Source organism: Nocardia sp. XZ_19_369, assembly GCF_015355715.1.
Taxonomy (GTDB): Bacteria; Actinomycetota; Actinomycetes; order Mycobacteriales; family Mycobacteriaceae; genus Nocardia.
Genome location: NZ_JACVED010000003.1, coordinates 255,829 through 282,317, shown reverse-complemented (window position 1 = coordinate 282,317; position 26,489 = coordinate 255,829). Strand labels below are relative to the sequence as shown.

The following is a 26,489-nucleotide window of genomic DNA, read 5'->3' as shown; positions in this document are numbered from 1 at the left end:
AGCGAGCTGCGAGCAGTCGCTACGGAGCGCGTCCCGAAGTGCAAGGAGAAGTCCCGACATGACTACCAGCCCCGCGGTGCCTACCGGGCAGACCGCCGTACCCAGCGATTTCGTCAGCGGCCTCGAGGGTGTGGTGGCGTTCACCACCGACATCGCCGAGCCCGACAAGGACGGCGGCGCGCTGCGCTACCGCGGCGTCGACATCGAGAACCTGGTCGAGGGCCAGGTGACCTTCGGCGACGTGTGGGCCCTGCTGGTGGACGGCGAGTTCGGTCGCGGCCTGCCGCCCGCCGAACCCTTCCCGCTGCCGGTGCACACCGGTGATGTGCGCGTCGACGTGCAGGCCGGCCTGGCCATGCTCGCCCCGATCTGGGGTTACCAGCCGCTGCTGGACATCGACGACGAAACCGCGCGCGACAACCTGGCCCGCGCCTCGGTGATGGCGCTGTCCTATGTCGCGCAGTCCGCGCGCGGCATCTACCAGCCCGCGGTCCCGCAGAAGAAGATCGACGAGTGCAACACGGTCACCGAGCGGTTCATGACCCGCTGGAAGGGTGACCCGCACCCCAAGCACACCGAGGCCATCGACGCCTACTGGGTGTCGGCCGCCGAGCACGGCATGAACGCCTCCACCTTCACCGCGCGCGTGATCGCCTCCACCGGCGCCGATGTCGCGGCCTCGCTGTCCGGCGCGATCGGCGCGATGTCGGGCCCGCTGCACGGTGGCGCGCCCGCCCGCGTGCTGCCGATGATCGAAGAGGTCGAGCAGACCGGCGACGCACGGGCACTGGTCAAGGGCATCCTGGACCGCAAGGAAAAGCTGATGGGCTTCGGGCACCGGGTGTACCGGGCCGAGGACCCGCGCGCCCGCGTGCTGCGCGCCACCGCCAAGCGGCTCGCCGCGCCGCGCTACGAGGTGGCCGCCGCGCTGGAGCAGGCCGCACTGGCCGAGCTGCGTGAGCGTCGCCCGGATCGGGCGATCGAGACCAACGTGGAGTTCTGGGCCGCGGTGATCCTCGACTTCGCCGAGGTGCCCGCGCACATGATGCCCGCCATGTTCACCTGTGGCCGGACCGCGGGCTGGTGTGCGCACATCCTCGAGCAGAAGCAGCTCGGCAAGCTGGTGCGCCCGGCGGCCATCTACACCGGACCGGCGCCGCGTCAGCCTGCCGATGTCGCGGGCTGGTCGAGCATTCAGCACGCCTAGCAATAGCTGGAACGCATTACCGCGAGCCGAATGTCCTGCACCGACAGGACATTCGGCTCGCGTAGCATCCGGGTCCGGACGGACGAAGGAGGGCCGGGTGCAGGAACGAGGGATGTCGCGACGGATGTTCGGCGTCGCCGCCGCGCTGGCCGCCGGGTTCGCCGCCACCGGATGCGGGACCGCACACAGCGATACTGCGGCCGCAGCACCGAGTTCGACCCGCGCCCGGACCTCGATCGGCGACGCCGCCGTGGCCTCCAAGACCGCGCCGCCGCCGGACAACTCGCCCGCCGCGGTGGCCGCCAGGCACGCCGCTGACCAGCCGCAGCGGTGGGGCGTGCAAATGCAGGGCATCACAAGCACTTTCGAGGCCACCGGCAAGCAGCTGGCGCTGACCTTCGACGCGTGCGGCGGGCCGGGCAACAACGACATCGACGACTCGCTCATCAACTTCCTTGTCACCCAGCAGATTCCGGCGACGCTGTTCCTGAACAAGCGCTGGATCGACGCGAACCCGGTGCGGGCCGGCCAGCTGGCGGTGAACTCACTGTTCGAGCTGGCCAATCACGGTGTCGCACACAAGCCGCTGTCGGTGAACGGCCGCGCCGCCTACGGCATCGCGGGCACCGGCTCGGCGCAGGAGGCGGCCGACGAGGTCTGGGCCAACCACGAGCGGCTGACCGGACTGGTCGGCAAGCCGCCCCGCTTCTTCCGCGCGGGCACCGCGCACTACGACGACGTCGCAGTCGCCATCGTGCGCGAATTGGGGGAAACCCCCGTCGGTTTCAGCATCAACGCCGACTACGGTGCGACCGCGAGCGCCGCCAAGGTCCGCTCCGCGATGAATGCCGCTGCGCCGGGAGCGATTTCGCTCGCCCACATGCACCGCCCGCAGTCCGGCACCGGCACGGGCATGATCGCCGTCCTGCCGACCCTGCGCGAGATGGGGTTCACCTTCGTCCACCTGTGAGGCTGGGTCAGTCCTCGCCGAGGGAGGCGGCCCAGTCGACGGCCACCGACTCGCCGTGGTCGACGGTGAAGAAGGCGACCTCCAGGTGCTGGCCCAGATCGATCAGGCCGATCGCGGGCAGCGGCACCGGTTGCACGAGCCGGACCAGCCACGGGGTCGGCTCGTCCCAGGCGCGCAGCTCGAGGTCGAGGCGCAGCACCGGATCGTCGCGGCCGACGTAGTCCGCGGCGACCGGGGCCGCGGCGAGCACCGTCGCGTCGGCGCGGCGGCCGTCGGCGAGAATCTTCGCGACGCTGACCCGGCCGGTCTCCGCGAAATCGGGCACGTACAGCACCAACCGATCCCGGTCGCCGGGGTCGACCCGGCAGCACACGACATCGCCCGGCTGCATCCACTCCAGGTTCGCCGCGGACACCCGCTGCCGCACTCTGGCGTCGTATGGCGCCGTCCCGTCGACCTCGACCCGCACCCAGAACACCTGGCACGGCGACGAGCCGTCCGCGTCGTGCTCGCCCGCAACCGCTTTGTTGCTCGGCCGCACGCCGAGGATTGTTGCCGAGCCGAGGGTGCCGTGTAGCAGCAACTCCCGGCGCGCGCTGTCGGATATCGCGCCGATGCGCAGCCCGAAGGTCCGTGGTCGTCGACCGAGCAATCGCCACCCCGAATTAGCCGGCGCCATGTTCATGGGCGCAAAGGTTAGCTGGAGTGTGGTGCGCGACACAGCAATTCCACCGCAACCGGAGTGGACCGTGACAATTCCGGCACAGGGCACCCGCGCGGGCGCCGGTGGCAGAGGGCACAGCTGCCGACCCGCACGAACCGAGCTGGTCCGACACGCTTTACCCTGTTTGGCATGACCACTGCGTTCCCGACGATTCCCGACGACCTCAAGCCCGCCGACGGACGGTTCGGCTGTGGCCCCTCCAAGGTGCGACCGGAGCAGTTGCAGTCTCTGGTGACGGTCGGCGCCTCGGTGTTCGGAACAAGTCACCGGCAGAAGCCGGTGAAAGATGTGGTCGCGCGGGTGCGCTCGGGCCTACGCGAACTGTTCGGCCTGCCCGACGGTTACGAGGTGGTGCTCGGTAACGGTGGCACGACGGCGTTCTGGGATGCCGCGGCGTTCGGCCTGATCCGCGAGCGTTCGCTGCACCTGACCAACGGTGAGTTCAGCTCCAAGTTCGCCGCCGTGGCCAAGGGCAACCCGTTCATCGGCGACCCGATCGTCATCTCGGCCGAGCCGGGCAGCGCGCCGGAGCCGGTGTCCGACCCCGCGGCCGACCTCATCGGCTGGGCGCACAACGAAACCTCCACCGGTGTCGCCATTCCGGTGCAGCGCCCGGCAGGTTCGGAGAACGCGCTGATCGCCATCGACGCCACCTCGGGCGCGGGCGGTCTGCCGGTGAACATCACCGACGCCGACGTCTACTACTTCGCGCCGCAGAAGTGCTTCGCCGCCGACGGTGGCCTGTGGGTCGCGCTGATGAGCCCGGCCGCGCTGGCCAGGGTCGACGAGATCAAGGCGAGCGGCCGGTGGACCCCGGAGTTCCTGTCGCTGCCGATCGCGATCGACAACAGCACCAAGGATCAGACCTACAACACCCCGGCGCTGGCCACCCTGCTGCTGTTCGCCGACCAGATCGAGTGGCTCAACGGCAACGGCGGCCTGGACTGGGCGGTCAAGCGGACGCTGGATTCGTCGTCGCGCCTGTACAACTGGGCCGAGTCGAGCGAGTACGCCACGCCGTACGTCACCGACCCGGCGCACCGCTCGCAGGTGGTCGGCACCATCGACTTCGCCGACTCGGTCGACGCGGCCGCGGTGGCGAAGGTGCTGCGTGCCAATGGAATCGTGGACACCGAGCCGTACCGCAAGCTGGGCCGCAACCAGCTGCGTGTGGGCATGTTCCCGGCCATCGACCCGGAAGACATCAGCCAGTTGACCCGCAGCATCGACTGGGTCGTGCAGAATCTGGGCTGAAACAGCCGAATCCGAGCGCGACACGCCACAATCGACACGCCGCTTCCGGCGGTGCGCCAAGTCGAACAGAGCAGATTAGCGGGGTGCGGGAGTCTGCACAGAGATTTCCGCCCCGCGTGTCTCGCCCCACGGATCCCAGAAGTGCACTACTGTTTCGGAAAGTGGGCGGTGTCGCGAGTCGACGCGGTAAGGAGGTAACGGTGCGTGAACTTCGAGTGATCGGGGTGACGCCCGACTCCACGCACATCGTGTGTATCGACACCGAGTCCGGAGCGAAGTACCGGCTTCCCGCCGACGACAAGCTACGAGCCGCAGCACGCGGAGACCTTGCCCGATTCGGCCAGATAGAGATCGAAATGGAAGCAACTATGCGTCCTCGCGATATCCAGGCTCGAATCCGGGCCGGCGCCTCCGTCGACCAGGTCACCGAAGAATCAGGCATGCCGGCCAGCCGCGTCGAGCGGTTCGCCTACCCGGTGCTGCTGGAGCGTGCCCGCGCTGCCGAACTCGCGCAGAAGGCGCACCCCGTCCGCCCCGACGGCCCCGCCGTGGAAACCCTCATCGATGTCGTCACCGCCGCCTTCACCGAGCGCGGGCACAACATCGAAGGCGCCGAATGGGACGCCTGGAAAGACGAAAAAGGCTTCTGGGTCGCCCAATTGCAGTGGCAGAACGGGCGTTCCGAAATCGCCGCGCACTGGCGCTACCAGCCCGACGCGCACGGCGGCTCGGTCTCCCCGCTCGACGACCCCGCCTCCGACCTGATCGATCCCGACTTCGGCCGAGCGCTACGCGGCCTCGCGACGATCCTGCCCGCCGAGCCCGAGGTGGCCGCGCCCGCACCGCAGCCCGAACCGGTGGTCGAGCCACGCCCCACCCCGGCGGCACCGCCCGCGCGCCCCGCCGCCCGGCAGAGCCAGCCCACCCTGGACGAGTACTACGAGCAGCGGGCCGTCGCGGCCGGTGGCAGCAGCACCCCCGCCATCACCGCGGGCGCGACCGCAACCCCCACTGCCGCAACCACGACGACGCCCGCCGCGGCGAGCCAGGCACCCGCGCCCACCGCGCCGGCACCGACTCCGCCGGCCGAGCCCCCCGCCGAAACCGCTCCGCCCGCACCCGCCGCGTCGACGAAGCCCGCCGCCGAGGAACCGGCCAAGCCCGCCGCCAACGGCAAGACGACAGCCAAGCCCGCCCGCACCAAGCGCGGCAAGGCACCCATGCCGTCCTGGGAGGACGTCCTGCTCGGAGTGCGCAGCTCGGGCCACTGAGCAAGACCCACAAGCTGAACGACAAGAAGGCACGCCACCACGGTGGCGTGCCTTCGTCAGCTACGCCGCAGCATTGCGCGCGACCGGATAGCCGGTTCCCCAGCGTGTTCAGAAGCGGAAGGTGCGCCTGGACGGGCTCGAGGCGAGTAGATTTTTTGGTGTGTTGTCGACTGCGTGCGACGGCGTCGGGTGATTCACCGCAGCGGTGAATTGTTCGAAACCCCGTGCGTTGCTCGAAGTTCGCGGAGCTGATTCGTGCAACCATCGGGAGGTGCCGGAAATGCTATCGAAAGCTTCGTCCCTCTGGTACGTCGACGCACTCGATCCGTTGACGGTACTGCGCGCCAACCATGATCCGGATCCCGATGCCGCACTGGCGCTTGCGAAACAGCTGCACAGCGACCGGGACGTGCTGCCGATCATGGTCGGCACGCTCGCGGGCTGCGCGGGTCCGGACCTCGACGAGGTGTACATCGGTTGCTACCCGGGCGTGACGGTGGTGTGTTCGGCGCAGGCAGCCCGCATCCACCCGACCGAGCTGCCGGAGTTGCTGGTTCGTCCGCTGGCCTCCGAGCACACCTATCTGGTGTCCTTCGACACCGCGCATGGCTGGGGCGCGTTCGCGCACTGGGAGCGTGGCGAATTCCGCAGGGCGTTCAGTTCCAGCCGGGTGAACATCTTGGAGGACGAGGGCCTGCCGCTGGTCTGGGAGCGCCCGTACTGGGCGGGCGAACATCCGGTGCGCTGGCACGCGGGCGAGCTGCCCGACCCGCAGACGCTGCCGTTCGACCCACCCGATTTCGCCGACGCCGCCAACAACGAATGGCTCGGCTTCCACTACCGCGCCCCCGCCGCCGAGGGCGCGCTGGTCCCCGGCGACGTCGCGGTGTGCGGGTTCACGCTGTACCCGAAAGGCCAAGCGCCCGACCCGGCCACCCTCGCCCCGCCGCGGCACGAGCCGGACAATGTGCGCCCCAAACGCGGCCTGTTCAGCTGGCTACGCGGGCACGACCGGGTGTCCTGACCACGTCTCAGCCCGCTAACCCGTTGATCAGCAACGCCACCCAACCCAGCAGCACGCCCGCCGCACCACCGCCGACCACCCACCTGGTCACCGGTTCCCACCGCATCCGCCAGGCCGTCGGCGCGGCACCACCCGCCGCGATCAGGTTCACCGCCACCGCGAGCAGCGGATGCACCTCGGCGAGCGCACGACCGAAGGAGAACACCGCGACCGCGGCCAGCAGCGCGACCATGATCGCGACGCCAACGCCGGCGCCCCACGGGGTCGGACCTTGATACGGCGGGTAATTCACATCCGTACCCGCTCATAGAAAGCCATTGCGGCCGCGGTGGCGACGTTGAGCGAGTCGGTGCCGGGTGACATCGGGATGCGCGCCCGTACATCGGTGGCTCGCATCGCGTCCTCGCTCAAACCCGGTCCTTCGGCACCGAGCAGCAGTGCCACCCGCTCCCCCGTCATCGCCGTGGCCAGATTCACCGCCGCCGGGTTCGGCGTGAGCGCGATGATCTGGAACCCCTTGCGCCGCAGTATATCCAGACCGTCCGGCCAGTCGGGGACGGAAGCGAACGGAACGCGCAGCACGTGACCCATGGACACCCGCACCGCGCGCCGGTACAGCGGGTCGGCGCATCGGTCACCGAACAGGATGGCCGCCGCGCCGAGGCCCGCCGCGTTGCGGAACATCGACCCGATGTTCTCGTGATCGTTGACACCCTCCAGCACGGCGACCGTGCTCGCCTTGTCGAGCACCTCGTCCAGCTCCAGCGCCGCGGGCCTGCGCGCGACGGCGAGCACACCGCGGTTGAGGTGGAACCCGACCACCTCGGCCATCACCTCGGCCGAGGCGCGGTAGTAGGGCACATCGACGGCGACGAGATCGTCCGCTAGTTCTTCGCGGCGCTTCTCCACGCCGAGCAACGCGGTCGGCGCGAACCGGGAGTCCAGCATCCGCTGCACGACCACCACACCCTCCGCGATCACCAAGCCCTTCCGGCCGGGCAGATCGGGTCGGCGGTCGGCGGACTTCAGGTCGCGGAAGTCATCGACCCGCGGGTCGGCGGGGTCGTCGATATCGATCACTTCGGCCACGGGCTACATCCTGCCGGGTAAACCGGACAAACACCGGAACAGGTGTGATTTCCGCCGGTGGGGAGGCGCGTGCAGGAGCCGCACCGACGGTTGGCGATGGCAGCTCGTGCGCCCGCCGAAATTGGAGTGCGGCGCGGTATCGCGCCGTGGGAGGGTGCAACGATGACGCTGACGCACGGCATCACTATCCGATCGGCCACCCCCGAGGACGCGACCGCGATCCGGACGCTGGTGGCCACCTCCTTCGGCGGTCGACCGGACGAGGACGAGCTCGACCGCTATCGACAGCTGTTCCCACCGGCGGACGCGATCGTGGCGGCGGACGGCGCGCGGATCGTCGGACACGTGCAGTCCAGGACGATGACGGTGACCGTGCCCGGCGAACGGGCGGTCGACGCGTGCGGAATCGCGGCGGTCGGTGTGGCGCCGACGCATCGGCGGCGCGGGATTCTGATCGCTATGTACACCGAGCAGCATCGGCGCACCGAGGCGGCCGGGCTGCCGCTGACCATCTTCACCGCGAGCGAAGCCACCATCTACGGACGCTTCGGCTACGGCCCGACGGTGCGCGAGAACGCGGTCACCATCGATCGCCGCTTCGCCGAATTCCGGCCGACCGCCCCGGATCCGGGCGGTGTCGACCTGGCGGCGCCGGACGAGGTGGCCGAGCACATCAAGACCGTGTACGACCGGTGGCGCAGGCTCGTGCCCGGCGCGCAGGTGCGCCCGGACGCCTCCTGGGCCGGGCTGTTCGCCGACGCGGAACGCTCCCGGCGCGGCGGCACCAGCCTTTTCGTGTTCACCCACCCGGATGGCTATGCCCTGTACCGCTACCACTATCGCGAGACCGGCATGGACGTCGACGTGGTCGAGCTGCGCGCGGTGACCACCGAAGCTCACGCCGCGCTCTGGCGGGCGCTGCTCGGGCTCGATCTGGTCAAGCAGGTGTCGGTCACGCTCAGCGACAACGATCCGCTGCCCTACCTGCTGACCGACACTCGGCTGGTGCGGACCACCGGACGCTACGACGGACTGTGGTTGCGGCTCATGGACATTCCCGCGGCGCTCACGGCACGCATCTATCAGCGGGACCTGGATCTCGTACTCGCGGTGACCGATCCGTTCCGCGAGGCGGGCGGCACGTTCGCGCTGACCGTGCGCGACGGCCTCGCCGAGTGCGCGCCGACCACCGGGGCCGCCGATATCGAACTCGGCATCGACGTCCTGGGCAGCATGTACCTCGGTGCCTACCCTGCCCGGGTATTCGCCGCCGCAAACCGCCTGCAGGCCAAGGACAGCAACCATCTGCGCGCCATCGAAGAGGCCTTCGGCACCGACCGCGACGCCGTACTCGGCTGGTTCTTCTGAGTCATGCCGTCGAGTGGCACAGGGTGGCGGGGCCCTGTGCCACTCGCGAACTGTGATCGAGGAGAAATGTCCGGATCGCCGCGCTGCTGGCATGCTGGTGGGCATGAAGCCGATTCAGCTCGTCCTCAACGTTCTCTGGCTGGTGTTCGTCGGGTTGTGGATGGCACTGGGCTACATCCTGGCCGGGATCATCTGCTGCATTCTCATCATCACGATTCCGTGGGGCATCGCGTCGTTCCGGATCGCGGCGTACGCGCTGTGGCCGTTCGGCCGGACCACGGTGGAGAAGCCGGGCGCGGGCACGGGGTCGCTGATCGGCAACATCATCTGGGTCGTCGTCGCGGGCTGGTGGCTCGCGCTCGGCCACCTGCTCACCAGCATTCCGCTGTTCATCTCGATCATCGGAATCCCGTTCGGCTGGGCCAATTTGAAGCTGATCCCGCTGTCGCTGTTCCCGCTCGGGCGCGACATCGTGGACAGCGACCAGCCGTTCGGCGCCCGATAGCACCGGCGAAAGCACCGGCCGGGCAAGGTCACTCGGATTCGGCGACGATCTGCTTCATGATGGCGACGGCCTTGGTGAGCACCACGACCTGATCCTCGGTGAGGTTGGACAGCTGCTCGGTCATCCAGGCTTCGCGGGCGTGGGTCTCATCGGCGATGAGGGCGCACCCCGCGTCGGACAGCGAGACGATGATCTGCCTGCCGTCGGTCGGATGCGGCTTGCGTTCGACCAAGCCGAGATCGGTGAGCGAGGCGATGACGCGCGTCATCGACGGCGGCTGGACGCGTTCCTTGGCGGCAAGCGCCCCGGGGGTCATCGCGCCGTCGCGAGACAGGGTCGCGAGGGCGGAGAGCTGCGTCAGCGAAATCTGCGAGTCGGCACGGCGGCCACGCAGATGACGCGTCAGACGAACCACCGCCAGTGAGAGCTCACCAGCGAGGGCTCGAACATCGGATGGCGTTGTCACAGAGGTGAACGATACGGGAAGGGTGCGCGTCCGACGTGTGTTCTCGCCGCTAGGCTATGACTGTGACGCAGAAAGTGCCCCAGATCCCGGCGCGGCTCACCGACCCGCGGCCGGTGCTCGCGGTCGGCAGCGCGCTGTGGCTGCTCGCCACCGTGGTGGTGTGGGCCACCGGCGACCGGTGGGCTTCGGTGCTGCCGGTCTGCCTGATGGGCATGGTGGTCGGCGTGCTCGCGCTGGGTATTTTCCTGATCCAGCGGCGCGGGGCGCGCCGCGGCGACAAGGGTGCGCAGACGGGGCTGTGAGGCCGCTCAGCCGACCTGGAAGTCGTTGGTAGTTCCGGTGAACGGGTGCAGTGCGCCGTCGGGGCTCAGGCTGTCGGCGTAGTGCTGGAACCGATACCGCCCCGGCGTGGCGTCGGCGGGAATGTCCCAGGTGAATCGCGCCACGGATTCGGCCGTGCCGCGCTTGCTCCAGAAGAACTTCACCGCCCATTCGCCCTCGTTGGCCACCCGCACCCACTCCCCTGACGCCTGCTGTCGCTGCACCTCCAGGAAGGTGCCGTTGCGGCGGATGTTGTGTTTCGGGTGGGCGGAAACGAATTCGGCGGCGACCTGCGTGCCCGGGGCATACGCCGGGGCGGGCTGGGTCAGCACGTCGCCGAAGGTACGACCGGGCGGGACGGTGTCCGGTCCCGCACCGGGCTGGAAATTCGGCTGCAGGTTGGACACATCGCGCGGGGCCGGACCGCGCGGCACCACCTGGCGGGCGGCGAATGCCGTTGCCAGCCGGGCGAATTCCTGCTGGTACGCGCAGAGGGTGTAGCGGCCGAACAGGGTCGAGGCGCCCTCGTACTGCTGGGAGTCGTATTCCTCAGGGGTGGTGACGTATTCGTGGTAGGCGTTGGCGTAGCCCTGCAGGAGCACCTGCTCCAGCGGCACGCCGAGCGCGGCCGCGACGGCACGGCGCACGCGCAGGCCCGAGGCGATGGTGAACTCGCCGCCCGCGGCGGCCAGGTAGAGCTCGCCGAGCCGAACGAGCTGGATCGGCAGCACATTCGGCACCCACGCGACCGGCGGCATCAGCCCGAACGGCACGGCAATCGCCTTGGGCGCCTGGGCATCCGCGAGCCACCCGGGCACGGGGGCGTCCTGGCCACCCAGCGCCTGCAGGAACGGATTGCGCACCCCCTCCGGGATGGGCGCGCCGGGGAGCCCCGGGCCGTCCTCGATGCTGCCCGCGATGAGCGAGACCCCCGCCGCCGCGGGGGCGGTGCGCCTGGGCTGTCCGTCCGGGGTGAACCGGCCGTCGACGGCGATGTCGGCCAGGTCGATGTAACAGAGCATCGAGTCGACCGGACCGCTCATCGATCGCGCTTGGGCCAGTGCGGCTTTCGACGCCGCATACTGGCGCTCGCCGATGATGCGGGTGTTCTCGAACTCGTCCTCGGTGGGGCCGGAGCCTTGGCGCAGATTCAGGTTCGGCGACATGTCGCCCGCGTTGGTCTGCGCGAAGGCGGCGACGAAATCCGGTGCGCCGTCGAGGTAGCGGACGCCGTGCTCGATGTGCTCGTAGGCGAAGGACGCGTAACCCTTGTTGTCCGAGCTGATCAGGCGATTCTCGTTGGTCATCGAGGTGTTGTGAGTGGCGAACCAGGTGATGGCGCCGACCTGCCGACCACCCTTGACAAGGGAAAGCGCGGTCACCGCCGGATCGATCGCATCCGGGAAGTGTTCTTTGTCGGCAACCGGATTGAGTTCCCAGGCCACCCGCGACCGGTTGACGCTCGCATTGTGCAGCTCGCCGCGCCCGAGCGCCAGCGAACCGGGGCCGAGATCGGCGTCCGCGGCGGCGATGGCCGCCACGATGCCGTCGACCTCCGCGTCGTACACCTGCTGCTGAAAACCCAAGATGGACAGGTTGTATGCGTAATCGTTACTGGAGCCGCCACAGGTCGCGTGCGAGTGCGTCGAGGTGAGCAGCACGTTCTGCTCGGTGTACCGATCGCCGAAGCGGCGGGCCAGCTCGGCGAGCACGCCGCGGTGCACGGACTGGAAGATCATGCCGTTCTCCGCGACGACGAACACGATGCGCCGCCCGCCGTGGCCGATGATGAATGCCCTGGCGCGCGGGCGCAGGTGGATGCCCGCCGTCTGCTGCTCGAGCTGGGAATAGCCCATCATTCCGCATTCGGCGGCCGGACCGGTGATGTCGGAAAGCCCGACACCGATCTCGTACCCACCGGAACCGGGAGCGGCCGACGCTGCGGCTCCGAGCGGGCCGGACATCGCGGGCACCGCAGCCGCGGCGGCCAGCGTCGCCGAACCGACAACGCTTCGAGCAAGAACGGTTCTGCGCGACACCGACATACGCGTCTCCTTCGATCTGATGGCACTGAACCACACAACTGGTCACTCGTCCAGTCGAGATTTTTCCACCGACGAATTGACTGCACGCTTCGCGAGCGCTTAACTCCCTTGGGTGTCCTCCCGATTGAGCGTCGAAGAAAGACGGGCCCACCTTATCGAGGCCGCGATCGGTCTTGCCGAAAAAAAGGGCGTTGCGGGCGTGACCACGCGCGATGTCGCCCAAGCGGCGGGCGTCTCGCTTGGTGTGGTCCATTACTGTTTCGAAAACAAGGATGCGCTGATGACCGAGCTGGTCAAGGCGCTGTCGATGGAATTACGCGATTCCGTCGACGCCAATGAAACAGTATGGCAGGACGTCGGAAGTGGAAAAGAAGCACTTCAAAAATTGATCCGCGCGGGACTGGAACTCATGTGGCTCAACATAGAAGCCACTCCGGAACGTCAACTGCTCACTTATGAAACGACGACTTACGCACTGCGCGAGGGTGAGCAAACTCCGGCGAAACTCGCGATTGCCCGCGAGCAGTACAACTTCAACGACTCCACCGTCGCCGACATCCTGGAACACGCGCGCGACGCGACCGGGAATCAGTGGTCGGTTCCGCTCACCTCGCTCAGCCGATTCACCCTCAATGTGATCGACGGAGTGGTGCTGCGCTGGCTGGTGGACAACGACAGCGAGAGCGTGCGTGCGCAGCTGGATCTGCTCAGCCACATGATCTCCGAGTACGCGGCTTAGTCCGCTATCGCTGCGGCACAGCCGGATTCGCTACCGCGGCAGCCGGAAGTGCACGGTGTCGCCCTCGCGCCACCAGGGCACCGAGGCGGTGGTTTCGACGGCGCCGTGCAGACGTACCGTCAGGTCGTCGTGCAGCACCAGGTCGCCCTCCTGCGGCGGCAATGAGAAGAGTTGCCGCAGTACTACACCCAGCGGCTCGGTGGACCAGCTGGTGCGACGGCCCGCGCTCAGCACCTCGGCGGTGACGGACTCCGAAACCAGCGGCAGGTCGAGCAGCGTCGCCAGCGCGGGTGCGGTGTCGATGTCGCCGACTACCAGGCGATTCGGGGGCAGCGCGAAACCGAACCAGGGCTGGTCGAGGACGACGGCCTGCGCCGGATCGATGACCGCGCCGGACAGAGCGCGGACCTGATCGGGCAGCTCCAGGTCGGCGAGATCGAGGTGCTCCGCGGCGACAGCGGCGGCCAATCGCGCGTGAGTTCGCGAAATGACCTCGGGGGTAGGCGTTTTCGCGAAATCCGCGAGAGCCTCGAGCAAGGCTGCGGCCAATTCCGGAGTGATCACCGCCGGATCGGCGAGTATTGCGCGGACCGCGGCAGCGTCCTCCGTCAGGCCGGGCACGGCGAATGTCGGGAGTAGGCTGGCGAATTCGGTGTCCGTGGGGTGGCGGAACAAACCCAGGGGCGTGCCGTCGATGCGTGCGTTGGCGCGCAACCACCACGCCGTGTAGCCGTCGCGGTCGGTGAGCAGACGGCGGGTGCGCGGGGTGGAAGCCAACTGCCACAACGCTTCCGGCCACGCGGCCTCGTCCACCAGGTCCAGATCGCGGACGGCGGCCAGCTCCGGCGGGTCCTCCGGCAGCGTCGACCACCAGGTGTCCTCGTCGTCCAGGTCGTGGTCCGGGCCGGTCGGATCGGCCTCGACCACCACGCTGAAATCCCAGCCGACGCCGATGGCCCGTAGCGCTTGTGCGCCATAGCGTTCCACCATGGCGGGGTCGATCGAGCTGAACGGTGAGTCCTCGACCAGCAGCTCGCGCAGCGGTGCGTCGGGCAGCAGCAGTTCGTCGGCGGGCCGCGATTCGCCGTCGGCAGCGGGCAATTCGAGCAGCCCGAGCCAGGACGGGAGCGCGGCCGGATCGGCGTGCGCGGCCAACCGGAGCACGGCATCGGTGATGTCCGGGTCGTCCGGGTGGTCTTCCAGCTCGGCGCGGAGATCAGGTTCGCTCAGCAGATCTTCGGCGGTCGCCGAACGCGCCCCCAGCCGGGCCAGCAGCGGGTGCGCCGCCTCCGGGTGCACGAGCCTGGCCCAATGCACCGGGATCGCGACCTCGAGCTGGTCGTCGAGCACCGCGGTACGCGGGCCGGTGACCAGACGACCGTCGGCCAGCGGAACAGCCAGCGCGCCAAGCTCTTCGGCCGCCAGTGGATCCACCACGAACGGTTCCAGCGCCGCATACAGCGCGTACCACCAGTGCGGCGGGCGCTCCAGCCCGCTCGACAGTTCCGCCAAGCGTGCCAAACCGAGGCGGTGCACATCCAGCACGCCGAGCGCCTCGGCCTGCCCGCGGCCGGACAACTCCGGGATCACCAGTGGGCCCACGACGTCATCGAGCAGTCGCGCCAATTCCTCGGTCAGTCCGGTGAGTGCGCTTGCCCGGGTCGGGACGGCGACGTCGATCTGTTCGCGGGGCGAATCGGCAAGCAGCCCACCGGGCGAATCGTTGAATGGCCCGCCGAGCGAGTCGGTAAGCGGCCCGCCGAGCGGATCGGCAAGCGGTGCGTTAACCGAATCGGCAGTCGGTGCTTCGAAAGATTCGGCGCTTGGTGCGTCGAACAAGGTGAAGCTGTCGGCTTCAGGGGTCTTGCCTGAGGGCGAGCTCGATGCCGCCGTGCCGGCTGTGGCGGGCGAACCGTGGTGCGGCGCGGGGTCGTACAGGCCGGTGGCTGCGTCGTCAGCGACTTCAGGGGTGGTGGGCCGGGTGGCGACGACCGGCAGCCAGGGATGGGTCTGGAGGTCACGCACGAGGGCCTCGCGGAGCAGGCCGTCGGCTTCGCTGCGGGCGAAGGCGGGGGTGGGGACCAGGACGAGGCGGTCGCGGGGCGGCAGGGCGCGGGCGAAATCGGCGTAACCGGTGGCCAATTCGGTGAGGCGGGCGCCGGGGAGCAGGCGGCGGCGGTCCGGTTGCATGGGGATGTCGGCGATCAGCAGGGCCGGGAGGGACAGTTCCTCGTCGGAACGGGTCGGGGCGCGCAGCACATCGGGGGCGGCGGGGATCGGCCTGCCGTTGCGGATCGGGAGCAGCCAGCGGGCGTGTGGTGCGCGGTACTGCCACCAGACTCGGTGTGCGTCATCAGGACCGGCGACGCGCACCTCCTGCAAGCCGTTCCCGAGATCGGCGGTGGTGTTGGTGACCTCCGCCGTATCGATCGTGATGCTCTGTAGCGCAGGCAGTTCCAGCAGCAGATCGATGGCTTCCGCGTGCATAGCCGCGAGCAATGCGGCGGCGTCCACATCAGGGCGCAGCCGCAGCACGACCTCGGTATCGAAGCCGGCCATCGGCGCGGTCTCGATCGGCCAGGTCATCCGCAGCACCGGTGGTGTGAAACCGTCGGCGTCCTCCGCTGGACTTCCCGGGATATGAATGCTGTGCTGCCGCAGGGCGTCCCACGTCAGCTCGCGAGAGAACCGCAGCGACCCGGTGGCAGAACGCAATTCGATCTCATCGCTGACCGACAGCACCGCGGTGAAACCGACACCGAACCGTCCGACAGCGGTGACATCCGACTTCCCGGACGCCCGCAGCGCGGTGAGCGCGTGCACCCCGGAGACATCCAGCGGCGCACCGGCATTGGCGACATGCAGCGCCTCGCCGTCCAACCGAACCAGCAGCCGCCCGGCGACACCCGCCTTGGCAGCCGCATCCGCAGCGTTCTGCGCCAGCTCGGTCAGCAGCCGGTCACGGTACCCGGCCCGCACCAGATCCGCCTCGGTCGCCGCGTCCTCGCGCAACCGGGTCGGCGAATCACGCCATGCGGCAAGCACACCCGCCCGCAACGCCGACGTGCCGAACGGGTCGGCCGTCTCGGTCAGTTCTGCGGCGATGACTCGACCGCCCGGCCCTCAGCCACCTCGGCCGCAGCATCGGCAACCTGCTCGTCACCCGCAGACGCCTGCGCGACTTCAGCGTCGTCAGCCTGAGCCGCCGCGTCGACAGCCACCTCGCCCGAGTTATCCACAGGGGACTCGGCATCCGCAGTGGCGTCGCCACTTTCGTCGGCGGCCCGCGCAACCACAGCCTCGTCGGCAGCGCTGTCCGCCGCACTCGGCTCCGCTGCGACGCTCGACTCACCTTCCGCCACCGCATTGCCGGCCGCGGTGTCCGAAGCAGACTCGGTAACCGCAGCGGCAGAGCCACCTTCGTCACCGGCTTGCACGCCGGCACTCGGCACGGAATCCGAAGCAACCGCGTCACCCGCGGCAGCACTGTCGGTTTCGGCGACTGCGCTCGGCGCCTCGGTGACCGCGGCAACTGCTGCACCGGCCTCAGCGACCGCGTTCGGCGTCTCAGTGTCCGCGGCAACTGCCGCATCGGCCTCGGCAACCGCAGTGTCGGCGTTCGGCTCGGACTCGGCAGCCGGCGCATCGGCCGATCCGGACTCGGCACTGGGCGCTTCCCCAGTCGGTGTCGTCTCGGCGACAACAGCGACGTCCTCCGACGCAACGGACACGTCGGGCGTTTCCACCACCGGTGCGACCGCATCCGTGGCAGCCGCTTCGACCGCAGGGGTTTCCTTGACCGGCGCCAGCTCCTCGGCGGGGATCAGCTCCACTGCGGCATCGTCGAACGCCTCGTAGAGCGGCGAACCACCGCCGGTGGGGGCGACGGTGTCGGAGTGGGCGCCGCAGCCGTAGGCGGCGTGTACGACGTGGCCGTCGGCGCCCATGGCGTTGCCGCAGACACCGAAGGCGGCGCGCAGGGATCCGGCGAGCGGGAGGTAGAAACCGCACAGCCCGCAGGTGGACGGTGCCGCCTTGGCCATCTCGGTATCGGGGCCGAACTCGCCGTACCAGCGCTCGGCGGCCATTTCGCGGCCCTCGAGACTCAGCACCTGGGTGCGGCCGAGGCCGATCTCGGTGGCGACCTCGTCGACGGCCGGGTCGCCGTTGGCGACGTAACCGGGCACCAGGCGCGGGTCGTTCGGCTGCGGGGCGAGCAGGTCGCCGGGCGCGAGATCACCGGGCCTGATCCGCTGGTCCCACGGCACGAAGTCGGGCGCGACCAGCGCGTCGGGGCCGGGCAGCAGCGCCGATTCGCTCACCGTCGCATAGTCGGCCTCCGGTGGGGCCGCCACCACGACCGCCCACTGCCAGCCGCGATAGCCGGGCAGTGTGGCCTCGAAGCGGTGGGTCGCCGCGCTGTCGTCCTCGGTAGCCACGCCGAGATGCGCCCCGACACCAGCTGGTTCCAACGCCAGGAGCGCACGGCGGGCCAGATCGACGGCGTCGGCCAAAATCGGCCTGACACCGGACTCAGAAACAGAAACTGCGCTCACGGCCTACATTTTGCCGTATGAAACGCAATCGGCGTTCGTTGGCCATAGGTGTGCTGGTCGGTCTGGTCATCTGGAGCGGGTGTGGGGCGGCCGAAGAACCGTCGCCCACGATGAATATCGAGGTCGTGGCCACCAGGTCGCACGATCCGCGCGCCTTCACCCAGGGCCTGGAGATCCACGGTGAGGTGCTCTACGAAGGCACCGGTCTGTCGGGCGCGTCGAGTGTGCGGGCGACGAACCTCAGCACCGGAGCCGAACTGGCCAGGGCCGACCTGCCCGCACCCTTCTTCGGCGAGGGGATCACCCTGGCCGGGGACACCCTGTGGCAACTGACCTGGCAGAACCACATCGCCTTCGCCAGGGACCCGCACACCCTGGCCGAAGTCGGCCGCGCGCCCTACGAAGGCGAAGGCTGGGGACTGTGCACCCGGGCCGGGCGGCTGGTGATGAGCAACGGCACCGACACGCTCACCTTCCGCGATCCGGTCACCTTCGCGCCGACCGGCTCGATCCGGCTGACCAGCAACCACAACGCACGGCTCAACGAACTCGATTGCGCCGAGGACGGTTCGGTGTACGCCAACGACTGGCCCAGCGATCGCATCCTGCGCATCGATCCGGACTCCGGCCAGGTGCTCGCCGTCATCGACGCGGGCGCGCTGCTGCCACACCTGACGCGGACGAGCGAGGACACGCTCAACGGCATCGCACAGATTCCCGGCACCGACCGATTCCTGCTCGCCGGCAAGAACTGGCCGACCACCTTCGAGGTCCGCTTCGTGCCCGCCTGAGTACCGCACCCGCGATTCGCTTGCGATTCGCGGCGGCGGGGAAGTCCTGGAGACATGCCCCGCCGTCCGCGACGCGACGAACGTCACCTTCCGCCGACACCTTCGAGAGCGAGTGAACACCCAGTACCGAAGTACGACAGAATTGACGACGTGACTCCCCGCGAACCTTCCGGTCCCGACCGTGATCGGTGGGACGGCGAGGAGTACCCGCCGGTCGAACGGCATCCCGGTTTCGATCGGTATCCGCCGCCGAACGCGCCCGCGGGCCGCAGGCCGCTGCCGCCGCTGGACAAGACTCCCCGGCGCGTCTTCCCGCATCGCCCGGAACCGCCACGCCGCCCGGAGCCGGAGCCCTCGGCCCCGCCGCCCACCGCACCACTGCCCGAGCAACCGGACGCTGCCGCGCCCACCGAAGCTCCCCCGCCGCCCGGCACCGCGCGGGTGCCCCGCAAGCTCACAGTTACCCGCGTCGCCGCCATGCGCGGCCGCCAGCTGACCGAGAAAGGCATCGCCACTTTCCAGCGCGCGGCCAAGGCCGACGGCGCGGACAAGTCCGGCCTCACCGCGCTCACCTACGCCACGATGGCGAACTTCGCCCTCGACGCCGCGGTCGCCGTCTCGCTGGCCAACACGCTGTTCTTCGCCAGCGCCACCGCGGAGAGCAAGACGAAAGTCGCGCTGTACCTGCTGATCACGATCGCACCGTTCGCGGTGATCGCCCCGCTGATCGGCCCCATGCTCGACCGGCTACAGCACGGGCGCCGGGTCGCGCTGGCGACCTCGTTCGCGTTGCGCGCGGTGGTCGCGGTGGTGCTGATCCTCGAATTCGACAGCTGGGCACTGTATCCGCTCGCGCTGTGCATGCTGATCGGCAGTAAATCGTTCTCGGTACTCAAGAGCGCGGTGACACCACGCGTGCTGCCACCGGATATCGACTTGGTACGCACCAACTCTCGGCTCACCGTGTTCGGTTTGGTCGGCGGCACCATCGGCGCGGGCGCGATCGCCGCACTCGCCGCGGCGATCGCCGACTCCAAGGGCGCGCTGATCTTCGCGATCGTGATCGCCTGCGCCGGAACGTATCTGAGCTTGCGCATCCCGTCCTGGGTCGAGGTCACCGAGGGCGAGGTGCCCGCGACGCTGAGCTATCACGCGCCCACCGAGGTCCTCACGCCGGAGAAGGAAGCCACCACCCCGCCGCGCAAACGCAGGCAGCCGCTGGGCCGTTCGGTGGTGACCGCACTCTGGGGCAACAGCGCCATCCGGGTGCTGACCGGATTCCTGACCTTCTACGTCGCGTTCGTCGCCAAGGCCACCGAGCACCGCCCGGCCCAGCAGGCCGCCATGCTCGGCGTGGTCGGCGCGGCGGCGGCGCTGGGCAACTTCACCGGCAATGCCACCGGCGCCCGGCTCAAGCTCGGCAAACCGACGCTGATCGTGCTCGCCTGCACCGCCGCCTGTGCGCTGGTCGCGCTCTTCGCGACGTTCACCAACAATCTGCTGGGTGCGGCCATCGCCACCGTGGTCGCCTCGGGCACCAGCGCGCTGGCGAAGGTGTCGCTGGACGCCGCGATCCAGGACGATCTGCCGCCCGAGTCGATCGCCTCCGGTTTCGGCCGTTCGGAAACGGTGTTGCAGCTCAGCTGGGTGGTCGGCGGCTCGGCGGGCGTGCTGCTGCCGACCGACTACTGGAAGGGTTTCGCGGTGATCACCGCCATCCTGGTGATCGGCCTGGTGCAGACCTTCGTCAGCTACCGCGGCCATTCGCTGCTGCCCGGCCTCGGCGGAAATCGTCCGCAACACGCGGAGCAGGAAGTTCCGCCGACCCGGCCGATGCCACACACTGCGAACGCATACCGTAGGCCGGCGTCCAGTGGCGGCGAGACGAGCCGTATCCAACCAGGAATAGGAGACCCCAGCCAGTGAGCGAGCGAACCTTCGATACAGCAGCTGTACTCACGGCGCGGCCGTGGGTCAGCGAGGTGGCGGCGTGAAGAACCCCCGCACCATCCTCGCGCTGGTCGTCGCCGCCCTACTCGTGTTCACCGTCGCCTTCGTCGGCGTCCTGGTGGTCCTCGTGCGCAACGCCGACGAGCACGACCCGGTGATCACCGCCTACGCCCACGGCAAAACCGTCGAGGTCGAACCGTACGTGTACTGCTCGGTCAAAATGGAAGACTGCCGCTACGGCCAAACCGTCCAGCTGGACGTCCCGCCGGACTACCCCTTGCAGCTGTCGCTCCCGAAGCAGATCGCCGACGCCCCCTGGCTGGCCCAGCTCGTCTACGCCCGCCCCAACGGGGACCGCATCGACCAGGTGATCAACCACACCAACTTCCCCGAGGGCGCCATGGCCGTCACCATCGACTCCCGCCCGGAACCCGACCTGCGCCTCGTCGGCCTGGAACTCCAGCTCCCGATCCTCGCCCTGGACAAGGACACCGGCAAGGAGTTCTACCTCCCCCACGCAGCCTGGTCGATCAGCACCGCGACCTAACCGCGCGCAACATCACTCGGCAACCCAGCCAGCACAGCGCGAGTCTTACGAGCGCCGTTCGTGGCCCGTCTCGCGTCCGAGCTGTCGAAGCGCATGCGCCGAAGGCGCGAGTCTCGACAGCTCGGACGTGAGACACCCAGGGGCCACGAACACGCCGCGGCCACGCGGCCAAAAATTCAGTGGTCGAGTTCGCGCGCTACCGCGCGGACAACCTCTGAGATGCGTTGTGCGGTCTTGCGATCGGGGTAGCGGCCCTTGCGCAGGTCCGGCTGCACCGTCGCTTCGAGCAGGGTGATCATGTCTTCGACCATCCCGTGCAACTCGTCCGGTGTGTGCCTGCGGGCGACGGGCTCCTTGCGGGCGCGCTCGCGTTCCTGGCGTTCTTGGCCCTGGCGGACCGAGGGCGGCGCCTCGAGCAGTTTGAGGCTCAGCGCCTGCGGTCCGCGGCGGCCCGCGGCCATCCCGAATTCGACGCGCTGGCCCGGCTTGAGTCCTTCGACTCCGTCGGGCAGCGCGGACGAGCGGACATAGACGTCCTCACCCTCGTCTTGGGAAAGGAAGCCGAAGCCCTTTTCGACGTCGTACCACTTCACCCTGCCGGTCGGCACTGCGCTCACCCGTTCATCATCGAAAACTCGGACCCCACCGGCCCGAGCACATCTGTCCACGGAACCTGCTGCGGCACAACGCCACGAACAGGTCCTTCTTCTGTTTGCGAAAAGAACGCGCCCAGCAGTGATGCGGGACGCGCGTGCCTAAGAGTCTACCCCGGTGCCCATAACGCAAGCACATCAGTTTTACGGTCATGCGGTGACGAACCCTCCCGCTCCGCCACCGTCCAGCGACGCCGATCCCGCATCGAGTGGGAGCGGTGGGCGCAGGCCGGGTGATTGGTTGCTGCAAGTCGCGCTGGGGCTGTTCGCGCTGGGATTGCTGGCGATCATCGCCATCTTCTTGATCCCGGTGCTGTCGGACGGCACGCCGGGGCTGTGGCTCTATTTCGCCGCGATGCTCGCGCCGCTCGGGTTTCTGGTCGCGATCGTGTTCACGCTGCGTTCGGGTCGACGCTCGCGCTGATCGACGTGATTGTCGACCGGTCGCGGTGACTCCGACCTGGGCGTCGTGCCGATCTGACGGAACGGCCACCAGCGGGCTGCGAACGGGTTACCCGAGTCTGTCGTTACCAAATCCCGACTGTGATCCTAGTCACATAACGGAGAGGTCACGGACCGGTGACGGACCGGCACTGCTCTGAGCGCACCGCTTCTAGCTGCAAAGAAGGGGCTACGTCGGCGTTGAGACCGCACCGAGACCCGCTCGTACACGCCGGTTATCAAATGGTGATTTTTCTCGGCGATCGTCGTACCGTTCTTAGCGAGCCGGGACAACCGGCAACCACCGGCCCGCCGCACCGAACCTCGCCCCGCGGGACCCGGAAACCCGACGGAAACGTAGGGGCGAGGGCGGGCATGACGACCTCTCAGTCCAGCCCGACCGATGACCTCGCAGGTGCGTCGAGAGGAAGACGAACCCGATATGAGTGGACGCCATCGCAAGCCAAGCTCCACCGGGCGCACGGTTGCCAAGGTTGCCGTGACCGGCGCGATCATGGGCACCGCAGGTGTGGCCCTGGCAGGCAACGCCAGCGCGGCACCCGACTCCGACTGGGATCGCCTCGCACAGTGTGAGGCCGGCGGTAACTGGGGCATCAACACCGGCAACGGCTACCAGGGCGGGCTGCAGTTCTCGCCGAGCACCTGGAAGGCCCACGGCGGCGGCGAGTATGCCGCCAGCGCCAACCAGGCCACCCGCGAACAGCAGATCGCGGTCGCCGAGAAGGTGCTCGCCTCCCAGGGTTGGGGCGCCTGGCCCAGCTGCTCCTCCAACCTCGGCCTGAGCAGCGCACCCACTCCGCGTTCGGCTCCCGCCACCAACGAAACCCCCCGCTGGAACCCCGCGCCCGCGCCGCAGGCCCAAGCCCCGCAGGCCGCGCCGGACAGCACCCAGCAGGTCTTCACGGCCGTCGACCGCGCGCTCGAGGTCGTGCAGGGCCAGGGCGTTCAGGTGCCCAAGGAAGCCTTCGACTTCTTCAACGCCGCCAAGGCGAGCAACACCAAGCTCGATCCCGCCATCGTGAACTTCTACGAGGCGAACAAGGGCCTTCTGCCCTCCTGATCGACCACGACTAAGGCCCCGCATCCGAGGATGCGGGGCCTTAGTCGTATCTACGGACTTTCCGTCCGGAAATCAGCGGTTGATCACCGTGTTCGGGTGCATGTAAGGCAGCTGATCCGCCGGGACCGGAAACTCGGTGTCCTCACCGTACGGCGAGAGCCCACCGGAACGGGTCGACGAGAGTTCGGTGACCGCGTGGTCACCTTCGGCGACCTTCGGCCAGCCGTTGTCGACATAAGGTTTCTTCGATTTGTTCACCACGAGCCTCATGCTAATGCCGCCGCTGCGAGTCTTCAGGCCGGACCCTGGTGTGGCGCTCGGCACATCGGCGGCCGGCGGTAGGGACGCACTGGAGTCAGCCGATATCCAGTGAGTTACCCGCGTGCTACCGAAATCGGGCGTGACGTGGGTATCCGATGTGCGCCCCGGCAGGCCACGGCCCGAGACCGTAGGCTGGATCGGATGACCGCGACCTCCTTAGCCGGGTGGCTCGGTGCGCGTACTGATGCCCAATTGGTAACGCTGCTGGAGCTCCGGCCCGATCTGGCTGTGCCGCTGCCCTCGTCGATGGCCGTGCTGGCCGCGCGGGCCGAGCAGCGCGCCTCGGTGCTGCGCGCCACCGATGACCTGGACACTCTCGATTTCGCGATCCTGGAAACCCTTGCGGTGCACGGGGTGACGCGGACCGACAGCAACGGCGCCCCGCTGACGCGCGCCGAGTTGCACGTGCAGCTGAGCGATCGCGTGCCCGCCGCCGCGATCGACGCGGCCATCGAGCGATTGACCGCCCGCGCCCTGGTCTGGACCAGCGAAGACGAGCTGCATCTGATCACCGCGGCCGTCGAGGCGCTGCCCTGGCCGATCGGCAGCACCACCGAGATCCCCGATTCGCTCACCGAACCCGAAGTGCGCGAGGCACTGCCCGAGCTCACCTCGGCGGCGCGGGCACTGCTGGACAAGCTGGCCAGCACCGGCCCACGCGGGCGCACCAGGGACGCCGCGCCGGGCACCCCGGCCGACCGGCCGGTCCAGCAGCTACTGGCCCGCAGGCTGCTGAACCGGATCGACGACGAGACCGTGGAGTTGCCCGTCACCGTCGGACAGGTGCTGCGCGACGAACCGGTCACGCATCCGCACGCGTTGACGCCGCCTGCCCCGAAACCGAAGAAGCAGGCCGCCGCCGACGTGAACGCCGTCGCGGCAGGCGAAGTGGGCGAACTGCTGCGGCACTGCACCGCCGTCCTCGATATCCTCGGCCAGGCACCGGCCCCCGCTCTGCGCGCAGGCGGGCTGGGCGTGCGGGAGCTACGCCGCATTGCCAAACAGACAGGCATCGACGAGCCCCGCGCGGGTTTGCTGGTCGAACTGCTGGCCGCCGCGCGACTGATCGAAAAGGGTTTGCCAGACCCGCCGCCGGAGGTCGATTCGGCCGACGATTTCTGGGCGCCGACCCCCGCGGTCGACGCCTGGCTGGAGGCCCCACTGGCCCGCCGCTGGGTCGCCTTGGCCATGGCCTGGCTCGAATTGGACCGGATGCCATGGATGATCGGCATGCGCGACGCCAACGACAAACCCCTCGCGGCCCTCGCGCTGGAGCTGCGCAACCCGCACGCGCCGCGCGACCGGCACGCCATGCTCGGCCTGCTCGCCGAGTATCCGTCCGGCAGCGCCCTCACCCCCGCCGATATCGGCCGCGTGCTCGCCTGGCGGCAACCGCGCTGGCGCAGGCACTTCCGGCTGGAGGCGGTGGAGCAGACGCTGGCCGAGGCCGCCGCGCTCGGCTTCGTCGGCCGTGGTGCGCTCGGCTCACCGGCCCGCGCGCTGCTGCACGGCGCGCCGACCAGTGCCGCCGATGCCGAGGCCGCGATGGAAGCGGCGCTGCCCGCGCCGGTCGATCACGTGCTCGTCCAGGCGGATCTGACGGTGATCGCGCCCGGCCCGCTCACCGCCGAATTACAGCATCGGGTCGAGCTGGTCGCCGACGTCGAATCCGCCGGTGCGGCAACGGTTTACCGCATCAGCGAAACGTCGGTGCGGCGCGCGCTCGATGCCGGGCTCACCGCGGCCGAACTGCACGCGCTGTTCACGAAGCATTCGCGGACCCCGATTCCGCAGGCGCTGACCTATCTGATCGACGATGTCGCCCGCCGGCACGGGCAGTTACGCGCGGGCATGGCCCAGTCGTTCCTGCGCAGCGACGACCCGGCGCTGCTGGCCCAGGTGCTGGCCGCGCCGGTGGCCGGGGCCCTGGCGCTGCGGGCCATCGCACCGACGGTGGCGATCGCCCAGGCACCGCTCGGCGAGGTGCTCGAGCAGCTGCGCGCGGCCGGTTTCGCGCCTGCGGGCGAGGATTCCTCGGGCATCATCGTGGATCTGCGCCAGCGCGGCGCCCGGATCTCGGCGCGGCCCAATGCCAGGCCGCCGTGGCGGCCGACGCCGCCGAGCACCGAACAGCTGGAACTGCTCGTCACCGAGCTGCGCGCGGCCGACCGCGCCACCAGCGCCCGCTCCGGACAGTCGGTGCGGATGGACGGCACCCGCACCAATACCGCGGCGACCCTGGCGCTGCTGCAATTGGCGGCGCGGGTGCGGCGGTCGGTGAACATCGGCTACGTCGACGCCTCCGGCGTGGCGACGCAGCGTGTGGTGGAACCGCTCAAGGTCGGCAACGGCCAGCTCGACGCGCTCGACCCGGTGACCGGCGCGGTCCGGCACTTCACGCTGCACCGGATCGCGTCGGTCGCCCTGCTCGAATGATCAGGCCTTGGGCTTGGCCAGGCAGAAGGTGATCTTCGGGGTCTCCGAGATCAGCCGGAAGCTGTCCGCGTCGGCCCCGCACAGCAGCTCGTCGGCCTCGCCGTCGATCCGCTTCACCACCTTGAAGCTCGCCTCGGGGGTGGTGCAGTCCACGTGCTTGTAACCGGTGGCCGGACTCTCGTTGTAGCAGCTGTCCTGCTTGAAGTTGGGCGCCAGGCACAGGAACGCGGTGGTGCCGCCCGCGAGGGTCTCCTCATAGGAGGTGTAGTCGGTCGGGCACTCGGTCTTCTTGTCGAAGGTCTGCGCGATCTTGTAGACCGCCTTCTCCGACGAGCAGTCGACCGGCTCGGTCTTGGCGTCGGTCGACGAACTCTTGGTGACATTGATGCAGTCACCGACATTGGCCTTGGCCGTGTCGGACTTACTGGCATCCTTGGCCGCCGAACAACCGACCACCGTGACGACCACCGCCGCCACCGCTACGAGGGCAAGCACCACGCGTGCCAGCAGCCTCGCTCCTGGAAACTTCACCTGAAAACCTCTCTCACCGAACACATTCACGCCGCTCGCGAACGCGGTGAGGATACCCGGACGCCGAGTACGGCCGCATCAGCTCCTGGGGTGATATCAGTGGACGGGATGCGACGGGCCTAAAACATGTAGGACATGCCGAGCAACGCGTACCCGAGGATCCTCGGGAGCAGACTGCCGAGCACTTGCAATCCAAAGA

25 protein-coding genes are annotated in these 26,489 nt (G+C 68.9%); 15 read left to right on the top strand and 10 right to left on the bottom strand.

Going from position 1 to position 26,489, the window contains the following annotated elements:
* Positions 1 to 58 precede the first annotated feature (58 nt).
* Positions 59 to 1,207 (top strand): citrate synthase 2, encoded by a 1,149-nt coding sequence (locus tag IBX18_RS12990; protein ID WP_194833966.1) that lies wholly within the window; start codon positions 59 to 61, stop codon positions 1,205 to 1,207.
* Between the two features lie 97 nt (positions 1,208 to 1,304).
* Positions 1,305 to 2,177 carry a polysaccharide deacetylase family protein gene (locus IBX18_RS12985; RefSeq protein ID WP_306796246.1) on the top strand — a complete coding sequence of 291 codons (873 nt, stop codon included), beginning with the start codon at positions 1,305 to 1,307 and terminating at the stop codon, positions 2,175 to 2,177.
* Positions 2,178 to 2,184: 7 nt separating this feature from the next.
* On the opposite strand, the gene IBX18_RS12980 is transcribed toward IBX18_RS12985, so the two are convergent.
* On the bottom strand, positions 2,185 to 2,862 hold the full coding sequence (locus IBX18_RS12980) for a hypothetical protein (protein WP_194833965.1): 678 nt from the start codon (positions 2,860 to 2,862) through the stop codon (positions 2,185 to 2,187).
* A gap of 168 nt (positions 2,863 to 3,030) precedes the next feature.
* Here IBX18_RS12980 and serC point away from each other — a divergent pair, with 168 nt between their 5' ends.
* The 3 genes from serC to IBX18_RS12965 all read left to right on the top strand — a co-directional run bounded on the left by serC (position 3,031) and on the right by IBX18_RS12965 (position 6,450).
* A complete protein-coding gene (gene serC, locus IBX18_RS12975) occupies positions 3,031 to 4,155 on the top strand; it encodes a phosphoserine transaminase (RefSeq protein ID WP_194833964.1) in 1,125 nt (374 codons plus the stop codon).
* Positions 4,156 to 4,355: 200 nt separating this feature from the next.
* Complete coding sequence (sepH, locus tag IBX18_RS12970; protein WP_194833963.1) at positions 4,356 to 5,426, top strand: septation protein SepH; 1,071 nt, start codon at positions 4,356 to 4,358, stop codon at positions 5,424 to 5,426.
* Positions 5,427 to 5,706: 280 nt separating this feature from the next.
* Positions 5,707 to 6,450, top strand: coding sequence for a hypothetical protein (locus IBX18_RS12965; RefSeq protein WP_194833962.1), 744 nt, complete (start codon positions 5,707 to 5,709; stop codon positions 6,448 to 6,450).
* Positions 6,451 to 6,457: 7 nt separating this feature from the next.
* Here IBX18_RS12965 and IBX18_RS12960 read toward each other — a convergent pair whose 3' ends face one another.
* Positions 6,458 to 6,742: a DUF2537 domain-containing protein gene (locus IBX18_RS12960; RefSeq protein WP_194833961.1), complete on the bottom strand. Its 285-nt coding sequence runs from the start codon at positions 6,740 to 6,742 to the stop codon at positions 6,458 to 6,460.
* Complete coding sequence (locus IBX18_RS12955; protein WP_194833960.1) at positions 6,739 to 7,539, bottom strand: RNA methyltransferase; 801 nt, start codon at positions 7,537 to 7,539, stop codon at positions 6,739 to 6,741. The genes IBX18_RS12960 and IBX18_RS12955 overlap by 4 nt, the downstream gene beginning before the upstream one ends.
* 162 nt (positions 7,540 to 7,701) lie before the next feature.
* On the opposite strand from IBX18_RS12955, the gene IBX18_RS12950 reads away from it, so the two are divergent.
* Both IBX18_RS12950 and IBX18_RS12945 read left to right on the top strand, forming a co-directional pair.
* Positions 7,702 to 8,907 (top strand): GNAT family N-acetyltransferase, encoded by a 1,206-nt coding sequence (locus IBX18_RS12950; RefSeq protein WP_194833959.1) that lies wholly within the window; start codon positions 7,702 to 7,704, stop codon positions 8,905 to 8,907.
* A 103-nt stretch (positions 8,908 to 9,010) separates the two neighbouring features.
* Positions 9,011 to 9,412 carry a YccF domain-containing protein gene (locus IBX18_RS12945; protein WP_107660004.1) on the top strand — a complete coding sequence of 134 codons (402 nt, stop codon included), beginning with the start codon at positions 9,011 to 9,013 and terminating at the stop codon, positions 9,410 to 9,412.
* Between the two features lie 28 nt (positions 9,413 to 9,440).
* On the opposite strand, the gene IBX18_RS12940 is transcribed toward IBX18_RS12945, so the two are convergent.
* Positions 9,441 to 9,878: a MarR family winged helix-turn-helix transcriptional regulator gene (locus IBX18_RS12940; protein ID WP_107654044.1), complete on the bottom strand. Its 438-nt coding sequence runs from the start codon at positions 9,876 to 9,878 to the stop codon at positions 9,441 to 9,443.
* A gap of 56 nt (positions 9,879 to 9,934) precedes the next feature.
* On the opposite strand from IBX18_RS12940, the gene IBX18_RS12935 reads away from it, so the two are divergent.
* Complete coding sequence (locus IBX18_RS12935) at positions 9,935 to 10,180, top strand: DUF2530 domain-containing protein (protein WP_107654043.1); 246 nt, start codon at positions 9,935 to 9,937, stop codon at positions 10,178 to 10,180.
* A gap of 6 nt (positions 10,181 to 10,186) precedes the next feature.
* On the opposite strand, the gene IBX18_RS12930 is transcribed toward IBX18_RS12935, so the two are convergent.
* Entirely contained in the window at positions 10,187 to 12,244 is a 2,058-nt protein-coding gene (locus tag IBX18_RS12930) for a neutral/alkaline ceramidase (RefSeq protein ID WP_194833958.1), read from the bottom strand.
* A gap of 124 nt (positions 12,245 to 12,368) precedes the next feature.
* On the opposite strand from IBX18_RS12930, the gene IBX18_RS12925 reads away from it, so the two are divergent.
* Positions 12,369 to 12,983 carry a TetR/AcrR family transcriptional regulator gene (locus IBX18_RS12925; RefSeq protein WP_228540917.1) on the top strand — a complete coding sequence of 205 codons (615 nt, stop codon included), beginning with the start codon at positions 12,369 to 12,371 and terminating at the stop codon, positions 12,981 to 12,983.
* 30 nt (positions 12,984 to 13,013) lie between these two features.
* Here IBX18_RS12925 and IBX18_RS12920 read toward each other — a convergent pair whose 3' ends face one another.
* Positions 13,014 to 16,028 (bottom strand): sacsin N-terminal ATP-binding-like domain-containing protein, encoded by a 3,015-nt coding sequence (locus IBX18_RS12920; protein ID WP_194833957.1) that lies wholly within the window; start codon positions 16,026 to 16,028, stop codon positions 13,014 to 13,016.
* 44 nt (positions 16,029 to 16,072) lie between these two features.
* The gene (locus tag IBX18_RS43410; protein ID WP_194833956.1) at positions 16,073 to 17,539 is read right to left on the bottom strand and encodes a DUF3027 domain-containing protein; all 1,467 of its coding nucleotides are present in this window, start codon (positions 17,537 to 17,539) and stop codon (positions 16,073 to 16,075) included.
* Positions 17,540 to 17,556: 17 nt separating this feature from the next.
* Between IBX18_RS43410 and IBX18_RS12910 the strand changes: the two genes are divergently transcribed.
* The 3 genes from IBX18_RS12910 to IBX18_RS12900 all read left to right on the top strand — a co-directional run bounded on the left by IBX18_RS12910 (position 17,557) and on the right by IBX18_RS12900 (position 20,827).
* The gene (locus IBX18_RS12910; RefSeq protein ID WP_194833955.1) at positions 17,557 to 18,330 is read left to right on the top strand and encodes a glutaminyl-peptide cyclotransferase; all 774 of its coding nucleotides are present in this window, start codon (positions 17,557 to 17,559) and stop codon (positions 18,328 to 18,330) included.
* Positions 18,331 to 18,384: 54 nt separating this feature from the next.
* Entirely contained in the window at positions 18,385 to 20,256 is a 1,872-nt protein-coding gene (locus IBX18_RS12905; RefSeq protein WP_194833954.1) for an MFS transporter, read from the top strand.
* A 64-nt stretch (positions 20,257 to 20,320) separates the two neighbouring features.
* The gene (locus IBX18_RS12900) at positions 20,321 to 20,827 is read left to right on the top strand and encodes a DUF2771 domain-containing protein (protein WP_194833953.1); all 507 of its coding nucleotides are present in this window, start codon (positions 20,321 to 20,323) and stop codon (positions 20,825 to 20,827) included.
* A 176-nt stretch (positions 20,828 to 21,003) separates the two neighbouring features.
* On the opposite strand, the gene IBX18_RS12895 is transcribed toward IBX18_RS12900, so the two are convergent.
* A complete protein-coding gene (locus tag IBX18_RS12895; protein WP_186818879.1) occupies positions 21,004 to 21,435 on the bottom strand; it encodes a cold-shock protein in 432 nt (143 codons plus the stop codon).
* A 202-nt stretch (positions 21,436 to 21,637) separates the two neighbouring features.
* Here IBX18_RS12895 and IBX18_RS12890 point away from each other — a divergent pair, with 202 nt between their 5' ends.
* Together IBX18_RS12890 and IBX18_RS12885 are read left to right on the top strand one after the other, a co-directional pair.
* Complete coding sequence (locus IBX18_RS12890; RefSeq protein WP_306796244.1) at positions 21,638 to 21,904, top strand: hypothetical protein; 267 nt, start codon at positions 21,638 to 21,640, stop codon at positions 21,902 to 21,904.
* Between the two features lie 459 nt (positions 21,905 to 22,363).
* Positions 22,364 to 23,002, top strand: coding sequence for a resuscitation-promoting factor Rpf1 domain-containing protein (locus IBX18_RS12885; protein WP_194833952.1), 639 nt, complete (start codon positions 22,364 to 22,366; stop codon positions 23,000 to 23,002).
* Between the two features lie 72 nt (positions 23,003 to 23,074).
* Here the strand turns inward: IBX18_RS12885 and IBX18_RS12880 are convergent, their stop codons facing one another.
* A complete protein-coding gene (locus tag IBX18_RS12880; protein WP_040731009.1) occupies positions 23,075 to 23,263 on the bottom strand; it encodes a hypothetical protein in 189 nt (62 codons plus the stop codon).
* A 201-nt stretch (positions 23,264 to 23,464) separates the two neighbouring features.
* Here IBX18_RS12880 and IBX18_RS12875 point away from each other — a divergent pair, with 201 nt between their 5' ends.
* Positions 23,465 to 25,759 (top strand): helicase-associated domain-containing protein, encoded by a 2,295-nt coding sequence (locus tag IBX18_RS12875; protein ID WP_194833951.1) that lies wholly within the window; start codon positions 23,465 to 23,467, stop codon positions 25,757 to 25,759.
* Here the strand turns inward: IBX18_RS12875 and IBX18_RS12870 are convergent, their stop codons facing one another.
* Positions 25,760 to 26,290 carry a hypothetical protein gene (locus tag IBX18_RS12870; RefSeq protein ID WP_194833950.1) on the bottom strand — a complete coding sequence of 177 codons (531 nt, stop codon included), beginning with the start codon at positions 26,288 to 26,290 and terminating at the stop codon, positions 25,760 to 25,762.
* Positions 26,291 to 26,489 lie beyond the last annotated feature (199 nt).

Coding starts and splice junctions, on each gene's coding strand:
- IBX18_RS12980 (WP_194833965.1), bottom strand. CDS start 2,862: ATGAACATGGCGCCGGCTAATTCGGGGTGGCGATTGCTCGGTCGACGA.
- IBX18_RS12950 (WP_194833959.1), top strand. CDS start 7,702: ATGACGCTGACGCACGGCATCACTATCCGATCGGCCACCCCCGAGGAC.
- IBX18_RS12875 (WP_194833951.1), top strand. CDS start 23,465: ATGACCGCGACCTCCTTAGCCGGGTGGCTCGGTGCGCGTACTGATGCC.
- IBX18_RS12935 (WP_107654043.1), top strand. CDS start 9,935: ATGACTGTGACGCAGAAAGTGCCCCAGATCCCGGCGCGGCTCACCGAC.
- IBX18_RS12905 (WP_194833954.1), top strand. CDS start 18,385: ATGCCCCGCCGTCCGCGACGCGACGAACGTCACCTTCCGCCGACACCT.
- IBX18_RS12965 (WP_194833962.1), top strand. CDS start 5,707: ATGCTATCGAAAGCTTCGTCCCTCTGGTACGTCGACGCACTCGATCCG.
- IBX18_RS12910 (WP_194833955.1), top strand. CDS start 17,557: ATGAAACGCAATCGGCGTTCGTTGGCCATAGGTGTGCTGGTCGGTCTG.
- IBX18_RS12990 (WP_194833966.1), top strand. CDS start 59: ATGACTACCAGCCCCGCGGTGCCTACCGGGCAGACCGCCGTACCCAGC.
- serC (WP_194833964.1), top strand. CDS start 3,031: ATGACCACTGCGTTCCCGACGATTCCCGACGACCTCAAGCCCGCCGAC.
- IBX18_RS12885 (WP_194833952.1), top strand. CDS start 22,364: ATGAGTGGACGCCATCGCAAGCCAAGCTCCACCGGGCGCACGGTTGCC.
- IBX18_RS12930 (WP_194833958.1), bottom strand. CDS start 12,244: ATGTCGGTGTCGCGCAGAACCGTTCTTGCTCGAAGCGTTGTCGGTTCG.
- IBX18_RS12945 (WP_107660004.1), top strand. CDS start 9,011: ATGAAGCCGATTCAGCTCGTCCTCAACGTTCTCTGGCTGGTGTTCGTC.